Below are 19,382 nucleotides of genomic sequence, written 5' to 3'. Positions count from 1 at the left end.
ATAATATTAAACAGATAAGTAATGTCAAAAGTTACAGGTAAAGTTGCACAAATAGTAGGACCAGTTATTGATGTAGAATTCGGAGCAGGGTCTGAACTTCCAAAGATTTATGATTCATTAGAAATTAACAAACCAGACGGCTCTACATTAGTATTAGAAGTACAATCTCATATTGGTGAAGATACGGTTCGTACTATTGCAATGGATTCTTCTGATGGTTTAAGCAGAGGTACTGAAGTTGTTGCTACAGGTGCCCCAATTCAAATGCCAATTGGTGAAGACGTTTACGGACGTTTATTTAACGTTATTGGAGATGCCATTGATGGTTTAGGTAATTTACCAAAAGCTAACGATGCTGGATTGCCAATTCACCGTCAAGCGCCTAAATTTGAAGATTTATCTACCTCTACAGAAGTATTATTTACTGGTATTAAAGTAATTGATTTAATTGAGCCTTACGCCAAAGGTGGTAAAATTGGATTATTTGGTGGTGCTGGTGTAGGTAAAACAGTATTAATACAAGAGTTAATTAACAATATTGCAAAAGGTCACGGTGGTTTATCAGTATTTGCTGGTGTAGGTGAAAGAACGCGTGAAGGAAATGACCTTTTAAGAGAAATGCTAGAATCTGGTATCATTAAATATGGTGACGATTTTATGCATTCTATGGAAGAAGGCGGATGGGATTTATCAAAAGTTGATAAAAACACCATGAAAGAATCTAAAGCCACTTTCGTATTCGGTCAAATGAATGAGCCACCAGGAGCACGTGCTCGTGTTGCCTTATCTGGTTTAACAATTGCTGAGTATTTCCGTGATGGTGCTGGTGATGGACAAGGAAAAGATGTACTTTTCTTTGTTGATAACATTTTCCGTTTTACACAAGCAGGTTCAGAGGTATCGGCTCTTTTAGGTCGTATGCCATCTGCAGTGGGTTATCAACCTACATTAGCCACAGAAATGGGTGCAATGCAAGAGCGTATTACATCAACTAAAAAAGGTTCTATTACATCTGTACAAGCGGTTTACGTACCTGCAGATGATTTAACAGATCCAGCTCCTGCAACAACGTTTGCTCACTTAGATGCTACTACAGTATTATCTCGTAAAATTGCTGAGTTAGGTATTTACCCAGCGGTAGATCCATTAGATTCTACTTCTAGAATTTTAACACCTGAAATTTTAGGTAATGAGCATTATGCGTGTGCACAACGTGTAAAAGAGCTTTTACAACGTTATAAAGAGTTACAAGACATTATTGCTATTCTTGGTATGGAAGAGCTTTCCGAAGAAGATAAATTAGCTGTATCTCGAGCGCGTAGAGTTCAACGTTTCTTATCTCAACCTTTCCACGTAGCTGAACAATTTACTGGTATACCTGGTGTATTAGTAGATATTAAAGATACTATTAAAGGTTTTAATATGATTATGGATGGTGAACTAGATAACTTACCAGAAGCTGCTTTCAACCTTAAAGGTACCATTGAAGAAGCTATTGAAGCTGGTGAGAAAATGTTAGCTGAATCCTAAAATTAGTTGGCAGTAATCAGTCTACAGTCTTTAATGACTGCAAACTGGAAACACTGCAGACTGGAAACTAAAAAAATATGTATTTAGAAATTGTATCACCAGAAGCCACTTTATTTAGTGGAGAAGTTGATTCTGTAGCTGTTCCAGGCGTGAATGGTGAGTTTCAAATGTTAAATAATCACGCACCAATAATTTCTTTATTAAAAGAAGGTGTTGTTAAAATTCATACACATACACAAACCCACCTAGAATTTAATGATTTAGATGGTAAAATTGTTCCGCATGCTGATGATGATAAAATTTTAACAGTTCAAATAAACTCTGGAACAATTGAAATGAAAGATAACAAAGTAATTGTTTTAGCAGACTAAAATAAATACAGTTGTTTAATAATATTAAAAGCGAATCATAATTGATTCGCTTTTTTATTTTTACTAAAATTATAGGGAATTGATGTAATCTTCTAAATTTACACTTCTTGAAAGGTTCATCTTTTTTCTAATTCTATGCCGTGATGTATGGACAGATTCTACTGAAATTCCTAACAAACGTGCCATATCTTTGCTTGAAAAATTTAATTTTATAAGTGCACATATTTTTTGATCACCTTGGCTTAAGTTTGGAAATTTGTCAAACATTTTTTTATAAAACTCTTTATTAACATCAATAAAACGAAGCTTAAACTCTTCCCAATTCTGATTATTACTTACTGATATTGAACGTAATACTTTATTAACTTCATGTACTTTAATTTTTTCATCTTTTACTCTAACCTTAGATTTTAATGTTTTTAAAAACTCTTCTTTTTCTATAAGTTGTAAGGCAGATGCTGCTAATTCTTTATTTTTAAGTTCTAATAATTCTTGTGTTTTTTTGTTTTCTAACTCTTGATTCTTTTTTATTAGCGCTTTTTCGGCGTTATGTTTTGTTCTTAAATGTTTTACGTATATGAAAGCTAAAACTGCTATAAAAACAACAGAAACTAATAATATTATACGTTGTAAATTACCAATTTCTTCCTCTTGCTCAAGTTGCTTTAAGTATTGCTCTTTTATGTGCGCTTCTTGTTTGAGTTTTTCTATTCTGTAATTGTCTTTAATTTCTAATAAAGACTGATTGTTTTTACTTCTACTATCAAAAAAACGTTCATTTAACTCTTTAGCTAATTTTAAATGTTTAAATGCATTATTATAGTCATTCTTTTTTAAATACATTTCAGTTAACTTTTCGTGTACTAATGGAGTAAAATCTTTATGTGAATTAAATGCTTTAGAAATTGATAACGACTTCATGTAAAAATCTTCACTAATAGAAAGTTTATTTAAACCTAAATACATATCGCCCCATTGTTTATAAAAAAGAACTAAATAGGATGGCAAATTACTTTTAAACCAAGGATATATATGTTCCATGAGTTGTATTGCCTCCACTTCTTTTTCTGTTTGAGATAAAACATAAGCATGCTCAAAATCTACAAGTTCTTTTGAAAAATCTTTAAGTTTAACTGGCATAATTTGATAACAACTATCTACATATTTTTTTGCTAAACTAGGTTTATTCAATTCTCTATAAGTACTTGCTAAAAAGTAATAATAGGGTATTAATTCACTTTTATCTAATCCATCAATTTTTATACTTGCTTTTCTTAGTGTTAACGCCTTAATTAAATACTTTAAGGCTTCATCTTCACGTTTATAATAACTATATATTCTGCCTAATCTATGGTAAATTAAAGATCTAATATTATGATTTTTGAAATTATCAGTAAGCATCATGGCGCTCCAATAAGCATCATATGATTTTGAATAATTAGCATTATTTTCAAAAACATGTGCTTTTGCTAGTAAACTATTAGCAGCTTGAATAGTATCTTTTTCTTCAATAAAAATTTTAAAACTCTGTTCTAAAAGTGTTATAGAACTGTCTGGAAACTTGTAGCGTAACTCATTAGCCTTTTGCCTTAATGATAATCCTTCAACGTTAGTAGAATCGTTATAAGTGTAATTGGCTCCAAAACAAGCCGCATTTTCAACAAAAAAAGCTATAACTAGTATAGCAATTCTAGGTAGTGTATTCATTACAATTTATAGTATAATTTAGTTTAGTAATAATAAATATAGATAAATGATGTGCAATAAATAGGGTATGTCAAGTTTTTGTACAGTTACTAAAACTAAACAAATAAAGCATAAATATTTTATAATACATTGATATTAAGAATAATAAAACCAAACAATCTATACAAAACAAACAAATAACAAAACAATATGTTTAGTTCAATAAAACAAGATAGTTAGTTTTTAATTAAAGAAAACTGAATCCTCATTTAGTTTTCAGAAACCCCAAAAAGCATTAATTTATTTAAAAATGACTAGTTACCAACATAATCTGAAAAAATAAAAAAACTTACTAATATTAACAGTAAACTAATATATACAACTAGCATAAACTGAAACGCATTCACGGTTTAGTTTAATTATCATAAAAAAACGTTAAAAAAACATAACTAAAATATATTAATACACTGATATACAAAACTTTAATCTAATTAAAATCAAGTTTTAATCAAGTTTTTTCAGGCTTAAAAACTAATTATGTCTAGTTATGATGCAGTAGTAAAAGCTAAACAAAAGTTACTATCATATTAATTTTAAGCTCTTTAAACTAAACTAAATATATGATGAAATTAAACTTTTGTTTTAAACAAAGTTTTAAGTACACCCTCTACTTTGCTTTGTTTACTCTCGTTTGCGGAAGCATTAATGCCCAAAGTAAAACTATAAAAGGAGTAGTTAGTGCTAATGGCGGACTTCCATTACCAGGCGTAACCATTTTAGTTAAAGGTTCTACTAAAGGAACCGCCACAGATTTTGATGGAAACTATGAGCTTACCGCCAATACTAATGATGTTTTAGTATTCAGCTTTATTGGCTACACAACCAAAGAGGTTACCATTGGTAGTAAAACAACACTTAATGTTACTTTAGAAGAAAACCTATCTAAACTAGAAGAAGTAATAGTTGTAGGATATGGTACCCAGAAAAAGAAAGAAGTTACTGGTGCAGTTGCTAAAGTAAGCGCCGATGAAATTGTAAAAGCACCTGTTGCAGATTTAGGCGCTGCCATACAAGGTAAAGTTGCAGGTGTTAATATACAAGCTGCCAGCGGTAGACCCGGAGAGTCGTCAAACGTACAAATTCGTGGTTTAGCCTCAATTAATGGTGGCGAGCCTTTGTATATTGTTGATAATATTCCGCAAGAAGGCAACCCAAACATTCCGCCAGAACAAATTGAGTCTATAGATATATTAAAAGATGGTGCTTCGGCAGCTATTTATGGTATTAGAGCTACTGGTGGTGTAATACTTATTACCACTAAAAAAGGAAAATCTGGTAATATGAAAGTAGATATATCTACATATACAGGTATTCAAAACATTACTTCAGGCACACCTTTAATGAATACCACACAACAATTATACAACCTAGAAGTTACTACACAACAATTAGGTACAGAACCTTTAACATTCTTCTTTCAACCTGATGCCTTAGATTATGACTCAGATTTTGTTGCCGATGTTCAAAATGACAATGCCATAATACAAAATGCAAACCTTAACATTTCGGGTGGCATGCAAGATTTAACCTTTAACTTTTCAACCAACTATTTTAAACAAGATGGTGTGTTAATTAACTCTGGTTTTGATCGTTTATCAAGCAGAATTACGGGACAGTTTTCAAAAGGAAAATTTAAAGCATTTGCTACCATAGGAATGACCACTGAAAACAGAACTCAAGAACCATGGGCATTGTATGAATATGCTATTGGGCAATCGCCTTGGGCAAGACCGCTTAACTCTATTCCAAATGTGGGTCAAAATAGCGTTGAACTTGATGTTGGTAATGAAATATTTTATAGTTTTTTATCAAGACAATTAGATAATGTTGATGAACGCGAAGTAAAATCAAACAACATTGCTTTAAACTTAGAATATGAAGTTTTAAAAGGTTTAAAATACAAACTAAACCTTGGTAGAAATGAATGGAATTATTTTAGAAGATTCTTCCAACCGCAATATTTAGCCTTTTCTAGAGAAGGCGTATACAATGCTACTGCCTCTAGGCCGCAAGCAACTTTAGATGAAGACTATATTTTCACAAAAAGAGAAACTATAGAACATATACTTAATTATTCAACAAGTTTTGGTTTACATAATTTAAATGTATTAGGTGTAATGTCATATGAAAGATTTAAATCTAGGACTGTAGGCGTTGGTGTTATTTATGATGAAAACGCAAGTAATGATATACAAACACTTGGTGCTGGTGCCGAAGGTATTAAACCTAACTCATATAATATTAACAGAACACTAGCAGGTAAACTTGCTAGAGTACAGTATAATTATAACCAAAAATACTTACTATCGGCTAGTTACAGGCGCGATGGCTCTTCAAAATTCTCTAGTGACAATAAATATGGTAATTTCTATGGGTTTTCAGCTGGTTGGAATGTACACGAAGAAAACTGGTTTAACCTGCCTTTTATAAACGCATTAAAAATTAGAGGTAGTTGGGCAGAATTAGGTTATGAAGGCGTTTCTGATTATTCATACCAACCCGTTATTGAAACCGGCATTAACTATCCTTTTGGTTTTGATGAAGATTTGCAGTTTGGCTCGGTTCAAAGACGTTATGCATCTGATATTTTTTGGGAAACAACAGTTTCAAAAAACATTGGTATTGAACTTTCTATGTTTAAAAACAGACTTAATATTACTGCCGATGTATACCAAAATGATAAGCAAGATATGCTATTACAACAACGCATTGCCCCTTCATCTGGTACACATCAGCCAAGAGCTGCTTCACAATTTAACTTTATAAATATTAATGCAGGTAATATGTTTAACCGTGGTGTTGAATTAGCTGCCAGCTACAAAAACAGTATTGGCGATTTAAAATTTAGCCTTACAGGAACATTTACAACAAATACTAACGAAGTAACAGATTTAAATGGTATTGAAAGAGGCTATGCTAACGGTAGGCCACTTGCCTCTAGAGGTGAAAATGTTGAATACACTACCTTTTTAGCTAAGGGTTATGAAGCTGGTGCTTTCTTTTTATTTCAAAATGATGGTGTTATTAAAACCCAAGAACAACTTGATGAATATAATCAACTTGATTTAAGCAGCGTAAGTACACCTCAATTAGGAGATTTAATGTATAAAGACGCTAATAACGATGGTAAAATTGATGATAAAGACAGAGTTTATTCTGGATCTGGGCAACCAGAATTTGAAGCCGGTTTAAACCTAAACCTAAAGTATAAAAATTTTGATTTTGATATACAAGGATACTACGTTGGCGGCACAGAAATTTACAACGGCGCCAAACTATATGCCTATACAGCAGGCAGGCACATAGATTTAGTAAACATGTGGAGCCCACAAAACCCAACATCAAACGTTCCTACATTTAGGCAAAACGCATTTCATAGTAATGTTAGAGCTGCCTCTGATTATTTCTTAGAAGATGGTTCATATTTAAGAATTAGAACACTAACCTTAGGTTACTCAATTCCCGGCATTAAAGACGCTACAGGCATTGATAAAGCTAGAGTATTTTTAACATCAACCAACCCATTTACATTTACTAGCTACACTGGTTACGACCCTGAAGTTGGTGGCGATGGTTTATTTACACGAGGTATAGATAGTGGTAGTTACCCTGTTACCCGCCAATTCATGCTAGGTGTACAGTTAAGTTTCTAAAAAATAAAAAAAATATTATGAAAATATATAATAAAATTTTAAGCTTAATTTTCTTAAGTATGCTTGCATTTGTAAGCTGCGATGAAAGTAATTTTCTTGAGGAAATTAACCCTAATGCCATTACAACAGAAACCTTTTGGCAATCTGAAAAACAATTTAACAGTGCCCTAACAACAGTTTACGGCGCGCTGCAATTTCCAAGTGTAAGCGGTGGCGAACTTCAATATGAGTTTGTTTTAGGTGATATTGCCGGAACAGAATCTTGGTATCGTCCAAATGCATTCAGAAATTTAACTTATAATGATGGAATTTATCACATTACCGATAAATGGGACCAATTATACGTAGGTATTTTTAGGGCTAACCAAGTTATTCAGTTTATACAACAAGCAGACCCAACAGTTTTTAATGGTAACGCTAAAGCCGAAATTGAAGGGCAAGCGCGTTTTTTAAGAGCGTTTTTCTACTTTCAATTAGCACACACATATGGTGGTGCTGTAATACATAATGAAGTTGCTGAAGGGCTTGAAGACTTCAACAAACCTTTTTCTTCTATTGATGATGTAAATACAACTATAATAATTCCAGATTTACAATTTGCTATTGAAAACCTTCCACAAACCTGGGATAACAAAAATGTTGGGCGTGCAACTTGGGGAGCCGCTACGTCATTATTAGGTAAAGTGCATTTATATGATGAAAACTGGCCAACAGCAGCAACTCTTTTCAAACAAGTAATAGATTCTGATGTATATGCGCTTACAAGAGACATTACTGATAATTTTTGGCATGAAAATGAATTTAATGAAGAATCTATTTTTGAAGTAAATTATTCTTTTGATATAGCACCTGGTGTACCTGGATCTGTTGTTGATGATAATGCTTTTGAATCAGGTGCAGAATCTACCGCCATGGCAACCGCCGTTGGACAATTAAACTTTGGTGCTTTTAATACTGTGCTGCCATCATATAACTTACATGAAATGTTGGTAAATGATGAAGTAGATCCAAACAATCCTATTAATGATGGCAACCTAGAATCTAGAAGAATGAATGCCACCATAGCGCCAAGTAATTTTGAAGGCTTATACTATCAACTTCCCCAAGGCGAACCACGTGGTTGGGGCTTTGGGCAAAGTGCTTATGTAAAAAAACACTCTAACTGGTATCATTTACCTGCAGAACCAGCACTGTCAAGATCTGGTATTAACTTTAGGCATATTAGATATGCCGATGTATTATTAATGTATGCTGAAGCTATTATTAATGCTAGTGGAGATTACGCAACAGCCATTGAATATATTGATATGGTTAGAAAACGCGCTGGTGTTTACACACTTCAACAATACATGGATATGAATGGCGGTATGTTTCCTCAATTACATATTAGCAAACAAGTACACGGCACACAACCATTAGTACCAGCTAACGCTCAAACTGTTTTAACCCATATACAACGTGTTGAAAGAACCGTAGAACTTTGTTTTGAAGGGCACCGTTGGAAAGATTTAGTACGCTGGGGTATAGTAAAAGAAGTTTTTGATGAGTTACGTGCCGATGAAATTTGGAGAGAAAACAACAAAGACACAGTATTACAAGTTGGTAATGGTGGCGTTGAACCTCTATTTATAAATGAAAGAATAAGACCAGATTTTTTCTTGGCATCTCAAAATTACAACCCATTGCAACATAACTACTTCCCTATTCCAAATGGCGAAGTACAAACCAATGACGGTTTGAATAACTAAAAAATTGTTTGAATTATGAAAAATATAAAATTATTAATCATGTTAATCTTAACAACTACCATTGCTGTAAGTTGTTTTGAAGACGATTCCATTAGCACAACAGAGCCCAACCACAGAGTTATTGTAACTTCTGAAATGAATTTTGATAACACCATAAACCCAGGAGGTCATATTGATTTTGGCGATTTATCTCAAGGCGTTCAAAGTAGAACTTGGACATTTCCTGAAAATGTATCTCGTATTTCTGGTGAAGATGGTAATACTTCAACTAAAAATGTTGTTAAAGGTATTTTTAACACACCCGGTGTTTATAATGTAACTTTAAATCAAACCTTTAAAGGCGATGTGTACCCAAATGAAAACAGCACAGTACCAAACACAACCCGAGAGTTAGATACAACAATTGTTGTAACCGTACTAGATTGGGTAGAATCTAACATTAAAGCTTACTATATAAATGACGATGGCTCTACAGGCAATGAATTAACAATGACTGACAATGCCGAAAATGAAATTACAGCTAGTGAATTTATAAGATTAACATACACTGCTGTTGGTGCTCCCGATGAAATTGTATGGTCATCGGCAGGAGGAAAACCAACATCAATTACAACTAGTGAAGAAACCGAAGTTGATATGAGATTTAGCAAATTAGGCTCATGGGATTTGCAATACATAGCCTCTAGAAGCAGACCCGGTGATGCTGATACCATATCACTTAAAAACTTTATTAAAGTAATTCCTTCAACAGAACCCGTAACATTAGATCGTGTTTTTGAAAAAGAATACCAAACAACCATAGGTTTAGAGTTTAGTAGAGAAATGAACCCAGAAACCGTTAATAAAAACAACTTCTCGGTAGCTATTGAAACGGCTGGTGGCGCTGTGATAAATCCTGAAATAGCTAGCGTAACTGTTGATGCTAACGAGGGTAATATTTTACAAGTAGAACTTGCAAATGAAATTATGTATAATGATGATGTTGTAAAAATATCATACACTCCAGGAACACTAGCTACCATGGATGCTGTTGCGGCAACAACCATTACAGGTGCTGTTTTAACAGATTTTATTAAAACTAACGTACTTGAAGAAACTGATATTGATTATTCATTTGAAACAACTGAAGATAGCAATTGGCCATACCTTTGGTGGGGCGGCAGATGGGGCGAATATGATTATAACCTCTCTTTTGATAGAGCACACACTGGTAGTAAAAGCATGTATATTGAGTTTAGACCAAATGGAGGGATGATTATGGGCCATAGAAATAATGATAATGAAGACATTACATTTCTTGTAGAATCTGGTGTAAATTATGAAATGGGTGTATGGGTGTATATTGAAGATTTAGGTAATATAACTGGTGAAGCAAATATTAGAATGTACTGGAATCCTGGAACAAATTGGGGTATTGGTGATAACGTTACATTTACTACTACCACACCTGTTGGGCAGTGGTTCTACTCATCTGCAGTTGTGCAATTTGCCGCTTCTGGTGATGTTAGTTACATGATAAGAGGTGTTAATGATAATACAGATAGACTTAAATTTTATATTGATGACTTAACACTGTTTAAATTAACAAGCAGACCATAAGTTTACAATTTACAAGCTGTAAATTGCGATTTGATTTTCAAAAAAAAGGAAGCCTTTATCAGCTTCCTTTTTTAATTATGCTTTGTGCTTACTCCTATACTTTTTGGGGGTAACATGTTTAACTTTTTTAAATTGTTTATGAAAAAAGGTTAAAGACTCATAACCACATGCATACCCTATTTGCGCCACAGACCAATCGGTATCAATTAACATTCTGCTTGCTATATTTATACGGTATTCATTTAAAAACGTAAAAAATGGACGGCCCATCATTTTACTAAAAAAACGTGAAAACGAATATTCAGACATACTTACCAACTCAGCTAATTCTTTTAAGAATATTTTACGTTGATAATTGGCTTCAATAAAATCATGAATTTTACTCATTCTACTACCATACTCTGTAGGAATATCATCTTCAAAACTAGCATTTGATAAATATGTAAAATCACATGCAGCAAGCGCCAATAACAACTCAAGCAAATTTAAATAAAGTGCCTGCCCTTCTAAATGTAATAATGCTTCAATTTTTGGCTTTAATGCTTTTACTGTGTCTTTAGAAAATAAAATACCTCTAGATGCTGCTCTTAACATATTAAATAAAGCCTCTAATTCAGGCACTCTATTATAAATACCTTTGTTCCATTGTATTACAATAGACTCTGGCATTTCGTTTTGTTCCTGTAAATTTTTCCAACAATGTGGCAAATATGATCTTAAAAGCACCAATTCTCCAGGTTGATATGAGCCCACATAATCGCCAATAAACTTCGTGCCAGTACTTTTTGTAATAAACGTTAGTTCATGCTGCGGATGAAAATGCCAAGGCGCATCAAAATCTTCACCACTATATTTATACGCTAATATAGAGCGTTTTTCACCTAATTTAATATGTTCTAAAACTGGTTTCATAACTTAAAAATAGCCGATCAAAATACATCAATTCTAAACAAACAGTGTACAATTATACACTTTAAATGATTTATTATGTTAATAATACGCATAAAAACAATAAAACACCGCAAAATAGTTTACTTATTAAACAAAATAAGATAATTATCATATGTTTTTAATAATAATATTTGTAAACTATAAAATGTGTTTTGCTTTAATTTTTAAGCACAAAACACTTTTAAAACAAACCAAATAAAATTAAGACTAATGAAAAAAAGCACACTTTCAGATCCGTTTAAAGAAGCCAGAGAAAGCAAAGGTTTTGGCGAAATGGATGACCAAAATGATCCTGTAGTTATGGTTTTAGGCCATAAAGATGTTAGAAAATGTGCACATAACTGGAAAACCTTCCAGTCTGGTGGCGATGAAGTAGGCAGAATTGTAGTGCCTTCTGAAGTTCATATTAGAAACACACGCCAAATTCCATTTGAAGTAGATCCGCCAGAACATAAAAGCTATAGAGATTTAGTTGAACCTTGGTTTAAGCGCCCTTTAGAGGCCAATTACCAAGCCAAACTTACCCAAATTATAAATAATGTAGTTGATGAAGCTTTAAACAAAGGCACCTTAGAAGTGGTTGAAGAATTTGCTTTAAAATTACAATCTAGAGCCTTAACACTACTTTTAAATATTCCTTTTGAAGAATCAGACCTTTGGATTTCATGGGGAACACACGTATTTAGAAGTGAAGATACTGCTTTAGATGGCGACAAAGCCAACATACTTTATGATTATATTGATGCGCAAATTGATAAAGCCATTGAAAACCCTGGCAACGACTTATACTCAGTGCTACTAGCATCAGAAATTAATGGTAAAAAACTTACCAAAGAAGAAGTTAAAGGTGTTTTAATTTTAACATTTGCTGGCGGAAGAGATACGGTAATTAATGCTGTAACCAACGCTATTGCTTATTTTGCAGATCATCCAAAATCATTACAACGCTTACGCGATGAACCCGAAATTTTAAACACAGCCATTGAAGAGTTAATACGTTACTTTTCGCCATTAACTCAAATGGGGCGTGTAGTTACCGAAAATACACACGTTTGCGAACATGCCATAAAAGCACAAAGCAGAATATCTATGTGTTGGGCATCGGCTAACAGAGATGAACGTGTATTTGAAAATGCTAATGATGTGGTTTTAGACCGAAAAGTAAATCCGCACGTAGCATTTGGTTTTGGCACACACAATTGTTTAGGCGCTACTCATGCCCGCCAAATAATGAAAATTCTATTAACTACACTTGCCGAAAAAGTAGGCACCATGGAAATTATAAAATGTAAAGAAAACATTGAAGATTTAGATGAATTTAAACGTAAAGTAGGCTTTGATAGTATTCACGTTACATTCAACAAACTATAAAAATAAAAAAAGAGAAAATGGCAAAAATAACATTTATAACAAGTGATAACGAAACTATAGTTGCAGAAGGCACTACAGGCAACGTTATGGAATTAGCTGTAAAAAACAAAGTAAAAGGTATTGATGGTGATTGCGGAGGTGTTTGCTCTTGCGCTACATGCCACGTACATGTAAACGAAGCATTTTGGGGTGCCGTTGGCGCACCAAGCGAACTTGAAAGTGACATGCTTGAATTTGATGATAACGTAAGTGATTATAGCAGATTAGCATGCCAACTTCAAGTAAATGAAGTACCAGACGGCCTCATTTTAAAAGTTGCTAAATAAAACATATGTCTTTAACCAAAGAACAGGTTTGTGTAGTTATTGGTGCTAGTCATGCTGGTGTAAATTTGGCATTTGCATTAAGAAAAGAAGGTTGGGTAGGCGCTATAATTTTATATGATATTGATACAGAATTTCCGTATCATCGCCCGCCATTATCAAAAGCTTATTTAACAAGTGAAGATAGTACATCGCAAAGTTTATTATTTCCAAAAGAAAATTATAAAGATGACAACATTACTTTAAAACTTGGTGTTGCTGTAAAAAGCATTAACAGAAACAAAAAATTAGTTAACCTAAGTGATAACACGGTTCAAAAGTATGACAAGCTTGTTATTGCAACTGGCGCACGCCCTTTTATTCCGCCAATAAAAGGTATTGATACAGCCAAAAATCTGTTCCCAATGCGAACTGCTGCAGATGCTGTTAATATTAGAAATGCTTTTAACACTTCACAACAAAAACGTGTAGTTGTTATTGGTGGTGGTTATATAGGTTTAGAAACGGCTGCTTCACTAAAAAAATTAGGAGCTAATGTTACTGTTTTAGAACGTGAAGAGCGCATTTTAGCTAGAGTTACAGCACCGGTAATGTCTAAATTTTTCACACAACTACACAAAAGCAAAGGTGTTGATATTTTAACAGGTAAAAATGTTGTTTCAATTGAAAACAATGGTGCATATAATACTGTTGTTTGTAATGATAACTCAACATATCAGGCCGACCTAATTGTAGTTGGTGTAGGCATAAAAGTAAATACTGAATTGGCTAAAGAAGCAGGTTTAACCATTGAAAATGGTATTAAAGTTGATAAAACTGCAAGAACCAATGATGCACATATTTACGCCATTGGAGATTGTACGTATCATTACAATCCACATTATAAAACTAATGTAAGATTAGAATCTGTACAAAACGCAGTTGATCAAGCTAAAACAGCCGCAAAAGCAATATGTGGAGAGGCACATACTGTATATAACACTATACCCTGGTTTTGGTCTGACCAATTTGATGTGAAATTACAAATGGTAGGCCTTTCAAATGGTTATAATCAAATAGTTATACGAAAAGAAGAAACTCAAAATAGTTTTTCAGCTTGGTATTTTAAAGATGATAAATTACTTGCAGTTGACGCTGTAAATTACCCTAAAGCCTATATGTTAGGTACAAAATTCATTAAGTCTGGTCAAAAAATAAATAAAAGCAAGTTAGAGGATATAACAATTCCCTTTAAACCAAATAATTTTATATAAAATATTTATGAGTACAATAAAATGTAAAGCAGCAGTTGCACCTGGTGATGGAACTTTCTCCATTGTAGAAACTGAAATTCATCCACCACACAAAGATGAAGTATTAGTAAAAATAAAAGCTGCAGCTATATGCCATACAGATCATGACTCATTAACATGGGGAATGCCAATTGTAATGGGGCATGAAGGCGCAGGAATTGTTGAGGCTATTGGGCCAGATGTAACAAAAGTTGCAGTTGGTGATGAAGTAATTTTAAACTGGGCAACACCAAAATATGATAGCTTTCAATCTCAAATAGGAAACCAAAATATTTGTGAGTGTAACTCTCCAGTTATGGCAAGTCATGCAGGAAAAATTTCTGGAGGACACCCAACTTTTGAATCAACAACACTAAACCAAAAACCTATTGAGCGCTCATTTAATTTAGGTACATTCTCTGAATATGCTTTAGTAAGATCTTCGGGAGTTGTGAAGAAAAACTCTAAGAAATTATCTTTTGAAGCCGCCTCAACCATAAGTTGTGGTGTAATGACGGGGTGTGGTTCAGTATTTAATACTGCAAAGCCCGAATGGGGAAGTACAGTAGTAGTTTTAGGTACCGGCGGTGTTGGCTTAAATGTAGTACAAGCTGCCAGAATATCGGGAGCTGCAAAAATTATTGCTGTTGATATTAACGAGCAACGCCTTGAAATGGCAAAACAATTTGGCGCAACTGATGTTATTTTAGCAGATAAAAACGATAAAGGTTTATTAAATACAGCCCAAATTGTAAAAGGTATGACCAATGGCAGAGGCGCAGATTATGCCTTTGAGTGTACTGCAGTTCCTGCTTTAGGAGTAGCTCCTTTAGCCATGATACGTAATGCAGGTACTGCAGTACAAGTAAGTGGTATTGAAGAAGAAATTACTGTTGATATGCGTTTATTTGAATGGGACAAAATATATATTAATCCACTATATGGCGGAGCAAAACCAGATATTGACTTCCCAAAATTTGAAGCCTTATATGAAAAAGGCGATTTAATATTAGAAGAAATGATTACGCGCACCTATAAACTTGAAGACCTCCAACAAGGATTTGATGATATGCTTGCAGGTAGAAACGCCAAAGGTGTTATCACATTTTAAAACTAAACTACAATAATAAAACCATGCTTAAACACACCCGAAATTTATTTTCGTTTATATTAATTTTTTATGTCTATCAAATTCAAAGTCAGTCTAGAACTGTTGAATTATTAAAAAATTGGAAATTTAGCAGCTATGATTATGGTGCTGCTTTTCAAGAAAATTTTAATGACACAGACTGGGAAACTGTAACTATTCCGCATGATTGGGCTGTGAAGGAAGATTTTGATTTCACTCATGACATACAATTAACTATGGTGGTTCAAGATGGAGAAACACAGCCTAGATATAGAACAGGAAGAACAGGCGCATTACCTTATGTTGGCATTGGATGGTATAGAACAAATTACAACATATCTGATAAAGCTATAAAACAAAAAGTACAATTACTGTTTGATGGTGCCATGAGCAACTCTAAAGTGTATGTAAACGGCAAGTATGTGGGCGAGCGTCCATTTGGGTATATTTCTTTTTATTTTGATATAACTAAGTTCTTAAAGCCCGGTGATAATTCAATAGCTGTAAGATTAGAGAATTTTGATAGTCAATCACGCTGGTACCCCGGAGCTGGCTTATACAGGAAAGTATCTATAATTAAAACCAATAATACACACATTAAAACATGGGGAACTTTTGTAACAACACCTGAAATTACAAAGAAAAAAGCTCTAATTAATGCAAAAGTAGAGTTGGTTGGCAACGGTAATTATACTGTAAAAAATGAAATTTTTGATACCGAAGGGAAGCTCATTGTTTCAGAAAACGAAATTGTTTCAATTAAAAATGAAAAAACAATAAGTCATTATTTCAACATTACAAAACCTCAACTTTGGAGTATTGAAAACCCCAATTTATATACCTTAAAAACCACAATTTTTGATGATGATAAAGAAATAGACACATATAATACACCATTTGGTATTAGAAGTATTCGTTTTGATCTAGATGGTTTTTACTTAAATGATAAAAAAGTTAAATTTAAAGGTGTAAACATGCACCATGATTTTGGGCCTGTAGGAGCCGCCTTTTATCCTGAGCTTTTTGTACGTCAAATGAAAAAAATGAAAGAAATGGGTGTAAATGCCATTCGCTTTTCTCACAATCCTCCTGCTCCAGAAGCTTTAGATATTTGTGATAAAATGGGAATTCTTGCAATTGACGAAGCTTTTGATGAATGGCAAATTGGTAAAACCTTAAACGGTTATGCAAAACATTTTGATAATTGGGCTAAAACCGATTTAACTGATATGATTTTAAGAGATCGAAATCACCCTTCTATAATTATGTGGAGTATTGGTAATGAAATCATGGAACAATATCAAAAAGACCCAAACAACATTACAAAGTTTTTAAATGATATTGTAAAATCTATTGATACAACACGTGCAACTACTGCTGGGTTTAACTCAGCTAACAATGCTTTAGAAAGCGGTATGGCTTCAACCGTGGATGTAGCTGGCTTTAACTATAAACCTGGTATATACCATAAAATTAGAGAACATTATCCTAATTTAAAATTCTATGCTAGTGAAACCGGTGGTGCTTTAAGCACCAGAAACTCTTATAAATTTCCTGTAGTTTTTGATACTGTTCAAAATAAAAGAGGCGCATCAGCAAATGTAAAACTTTATAAAGACGGTCATCCTGGAAATTATGAAAACACTAACGTTCCTTGGGGTTATGCTCCTTTTAAAGAGTTTGCTGCTCAAGAATATAGCGATTTTGTTTATGGTGAATTTGTTTGGACAGGTTATGATTATTTAGGAGAACCATCGCCTTATCATACAGCAAAATCAAGAAGCTCATACTTTGCACCTGTTGATATAGTTGGATTAGAAAAAGATAAGTTTTACTTATACCAAAGCCAATGGAATAATAATAAAGAGGTCTTACATGTTTTTCCTCACTGGACTTTACCTGAAATGGAAAACAAAACTCTACCTGTAGTATGTTATACAACTTATGATAAAGCTGAATTGTTTGTAAACGGTAAAAGCTATGGCATTAAAACTAAAGAACATAATGAAACACCCGAATTTTTAGCTAACAACATACATAAAGAAGCTTCTGGAGGCACCTCTATGGCGCAATTAAAAGCTTACGCTATTGTTTGGGAAAACGTTAATTATGAACCAGGAGAGCTAAAAATAGTTGCATATAATAAAAAAGGACAAAAAATAGATGAAACCATAAGAACTACATCAGGAGAAGCAAGCAGTATTAAAATTGAAAGCGAATTATCAACTATAAAAAATGGTGAAGTTGGAGTTTATGTTATTTCAGTACTAGATAAAAACGGCAACTTGTGTGTAAACTACAATGAAAATATGAGTATTTCTGTTAATGGCGCCGCTAATTTTTTAGCTTCTGGTAATGGAGACCCGACTAATGTTCAAAATTTATCAAAACCTGAACGTAAATTATTCAATGGGCAAGCTGTTATATTTGTAAAATCAACAACCCCCGGAAATATAACTATTGCAGTAAAATCAAAACATTTAACAGCATCAAATTCATCATTAAAAGTTAACTAAACATGGCTTCAAGTTTTAAAACTGTAGAACTTTCTGATGTACCTTTTGAATCTCAAGGACTTCGTTTTCTAACCATAAAAACACCAAGCTTACAGGGGCGTGGAGATATTTGTTTGTATGTACCTAAAGTTGAAAAAGGTATAAACAACCTTCCTATTTATATTTTATTACACGGTGTTTATGGTAGCGCATGGATTTGGGCTTTAAAAGGTGGCGCACATAAAGCCGCCGAAAAACTTATAACTAGTAAAACCATTGAACCAGCTATTATTGCAATGCCTTCTGACGGTTTGTGGGGCGATGGGTCTGCCTATTTTTCACACCACTCTAAAAACTTTGATAACTGGATTGTGAATGATGTAGTAACTGCTGTAAAAGAAAACATTCCTGAAGCAAAAAAATCAACCTCAACGTGTATTGGCGGGCTTTCAATGGGTGGTTATGGTGCGCTAAGTTTAGGTGCTAAATTTCCTGAAAAATTTAAAGCTGTTTCAGGGCATAGTTCTATTACTAAACTAGAACAAATGGCTTTATTTGTTGAAGAACCTTTAGAAGCTTACACCAATAATACCAGCTTACCCAATGTAATTGATTGTATTAAATTAAACAAAAGCAACTTACCTAAGTTAAGATTTGATTGCGGAGTTAAAGATGAACTCATTGAGCCAAATAGATTACTTAACAAACAACTTAACGACTTAAATATAGCGCATGAGTATGAAGAATTTGATGGCGGACATGAATGGCCTTATTGGATAACACATGTTGAAAAAACTTTAAAATTCTTCAACAAGTACAAATAATTACGTTAAAGCCGCTTTTACAGCTTCAACATTCTTTTTTGAATTACCAATAAAAATTTGGTCATTAATAATAAAAACGGGTCTGCTTAAAAAAGTGTAATGCTCTAAAATGTAGTTTTTAAAATCGCGCTCAGTTAATGTTTGATCTTTTAAACCCATTTCTTTGTATAGCTTTGAACGTTTACTAAATAAGGCTTCATAACTGCCTGATAGTTGTTCCATAGCCTCTAAGTGTGCTACAGTTATTGGTTCAGATTTAATATCTTGAAGTATAAACTCTGACGATAGATTTAATTCTTTTAAAATTCTAGTGCAAGTATTACACGTTTTTAAGTAGTATACTTTTTTCATGTATTAAGAAGTATTTACAA

At 33.3% G+C, this 19,382-nt stretch carries 14 protein-coding genes; 11 read left to right on the top strand and 3 right to left on the bottom strand.

Annotated elements, in window-relative coordinates:
* Positions 1-21 precede the first annotated feature (21 nt).
* Both atpD and FUA26_RS05005 read left to right on the top strand, forming a co-directional pair.
* The gene (gene atpD / locus FUA26_RS05010) at positions 22-1,530 is read left to right on the top strand and encodes a F0F1 ATP synthase subunit beta (RefSeq protein WP_147132396.1); all 1,509 of its coding nucleotides are present in this window, start codon (positions 22-24) and stop codon (positions 1,528-1,530) included.
* 77 nt (positions 1,531-1,607) lie between these two features.
* The gene (locus FUA26_RS05005) at positions 1,608-1,901 is read left to right on the top strand and encodes a F0F1 ATP synthase subunit epsilon (protein ID WP_147132393.1); all 294 of its coding nucleotides are present in this window, start codon (positions 1,608-1,610) and stop codon (positions 1,899-1,901) included.
* Positions 1,902-1,970: 69 nt separating this feature from the next.
* Here FUA26_RS05005 and FUA26_RS05000 read toward each other — a convergent pair whose 3' ends face one another.
* Entirely contained in the window at positions 1,971-3,608 is a 1,638-nt protein-coding gene (locus tag FUA26_RS05000; protein WP_147132390.1) for a hypothetical protein, read from the bottom strand.
* A gap of 599 nt (positions 3,609-4,207) precedes the next feature.
* On the opposite strand from FUA26_RS05000, the gene FUA26_RS04995 reads away from it, so the two are divergent.
* From FUA26_RS04995 to FUA26_RS04985, 3 genes are read left to right on the top strand one after another with little or no spacing between them, the layout of a single operon-like run.
* Positions 4,208-7,300, top strand: coding sequence for a SusC/RagA family TonB-linked outer membrane protein (locus FUA26_RS04995; protein WP_246109073.1), 3,093 nt, complete (start codon positions 4,208-4,210; stop codon positions 7,298-7,300).
* 17 nt (positions 7,301-7,317) lie between these two features.
* Positions 7,318-9,048 (top strand): RagB/SusD family nutrient uptake outer membrane protein, encoded by a 1,731-nt coding sequence (locus FUA26_RS04990; RefSeq protein WP_147132387.1) that lies wholly within the window; start codon positions 7,318-7,320, stop codon positions 9,046-9,048.
* Between the two features lie 15 nt (positions 9,049-9,063).
* The gene (locus tag FUA26_RS04985; protein WP_186826859.1) at positions 9,064-10,647 is read left to right on the top strand and encodes a hypothetical protein; all 1,584 of its coding nucleotides are present in this window, start codon (positions 9,064-9,066) and stop codon (positions 10,645-10,647) included.
* Between the two features lie 75 nt (positions 10,648-10,722).
* Here FUA26_RS04985 and FUA26_RS04980 read toward each other — a convergent pair whose 3' ends face one another.
* Entirely contained in the window at positions 10,723-11,559 is an 837-nt protein-coding gene (locus FUA26_RS04980; RefSeq protein ID WP_147132382.1) for an AraC family transcriptional regulator, read from the bottom strand.
* A 249-nt stretch (positions 11,560-11,808) separates the two neighbouring features.
* Here FUA26_RS04980 and FUA26_RS04975 point away from each other — a divergent pair, with 249 nt between their 5' ends.
* The 6 genes from FUA26_RS04975 to FUA26_RS04950 are packed head-to-tail and all read left to right on the top strand — an operon-like array spanning position 11,809 to position 19,011.
* A complete protein-coding gene (locus tag FUA26_RS04975; protein ID WP_147132379.1) occupies positions 11,809-12,969 on the top strand; it encodes a cytochrome P450 in 1,161 nt (386 codons plus the stop codon).
* Between the two features lie 17 nt (positions 12,970-12,986).
* Positions 12,987-13,295, top strand: coding sequence for a 2Fe-2S iron-sulfur cluster-binding protein (locus FUA26_RS04970; RefSeq protein WP_147132376.1), 309 nt, complete (start codon positions 12,987-12,989; stop codon positions 13,293-13,295).
* A 5-nt stretch (positions 13,296-13,300) separates the two neighbouring features.
* Positions 13,301-14,545: an NAD(P)/FAD-dependent oxidoreductase gene (locus FUA26_RS04965; RefSeq protein ID WP_147132374.1), complete on the top strand. Its 1,245-nt coding sequence runs from the start codon at positions 13,301-13,303 to the stop codon at positions 14,543-14,545.
* 7 nt (positions 14,546-14,552) lie between these two features.
* Positions 14,553-15,674 (top strand): zinc-binding dehydrogenase, encoded by a 1,122-nt coding sequence (locus FUA26_RS04960; protein ID WP_147132371.1) that lies wholly within the window; start codon positions 14,553-14,555, stop codon positions 15,672-15,674.
* Between the two features lie 23 nt (positions 15,675-15,697).
* Positions 15,698-18,208 carry a glycoside hydrolase family 2 TIM barrel-domain containing protein gene (locus tag FUA26_RS04955; RefSeq protein WP_147132368.1) on the top strand — a complete coding sequence of 837 codons (2,511 nt, stop codon included), beginning with the start codon at positions 15,698-15,700 and terminating at the stop codon, positions 18,206-18,208.
* Positions 18,209-18,210: 2 nt separating this feature from the next.
* Positions 18,211-19,011 (top strand): alpha/beta hydrolase, encoded by an 801-nt coding sequence (locus tag FUA26_RS04950; protein ID WP_147132366.1) that lies wholly within the window; start codon positions 18,211-18,213, stop codon positions 19,009-19,011.
* Here FUA26_RS04950 and FUA26_RS04945 read toward each other — a convergent pair whose 3' ends face one another.
* Entirely contained in the window at positions 19,012-19,362 is a 351-nt protein-coding gene (locus tag FUA26_RS04945; RefSeq protein WP_147132363.1) for an arsenate reductase family protein, read from the bottom strand.
* Positions 19,363-19,382 lie beyond the last annotated feature (20 nt).

This window comes from Seonamhaeicola algicola, assembly GCF_007997385.1.
Lineage (GTDB): Bacteria > Bacteroidota > Bacteroidia > Flavobacteriales > Flavobacteriaceae > Seonamhaeicola > Seonamhaeicola algicola.
This window is presented reverse-complemented; position numbering and strand designations above follow the sequence as displayed.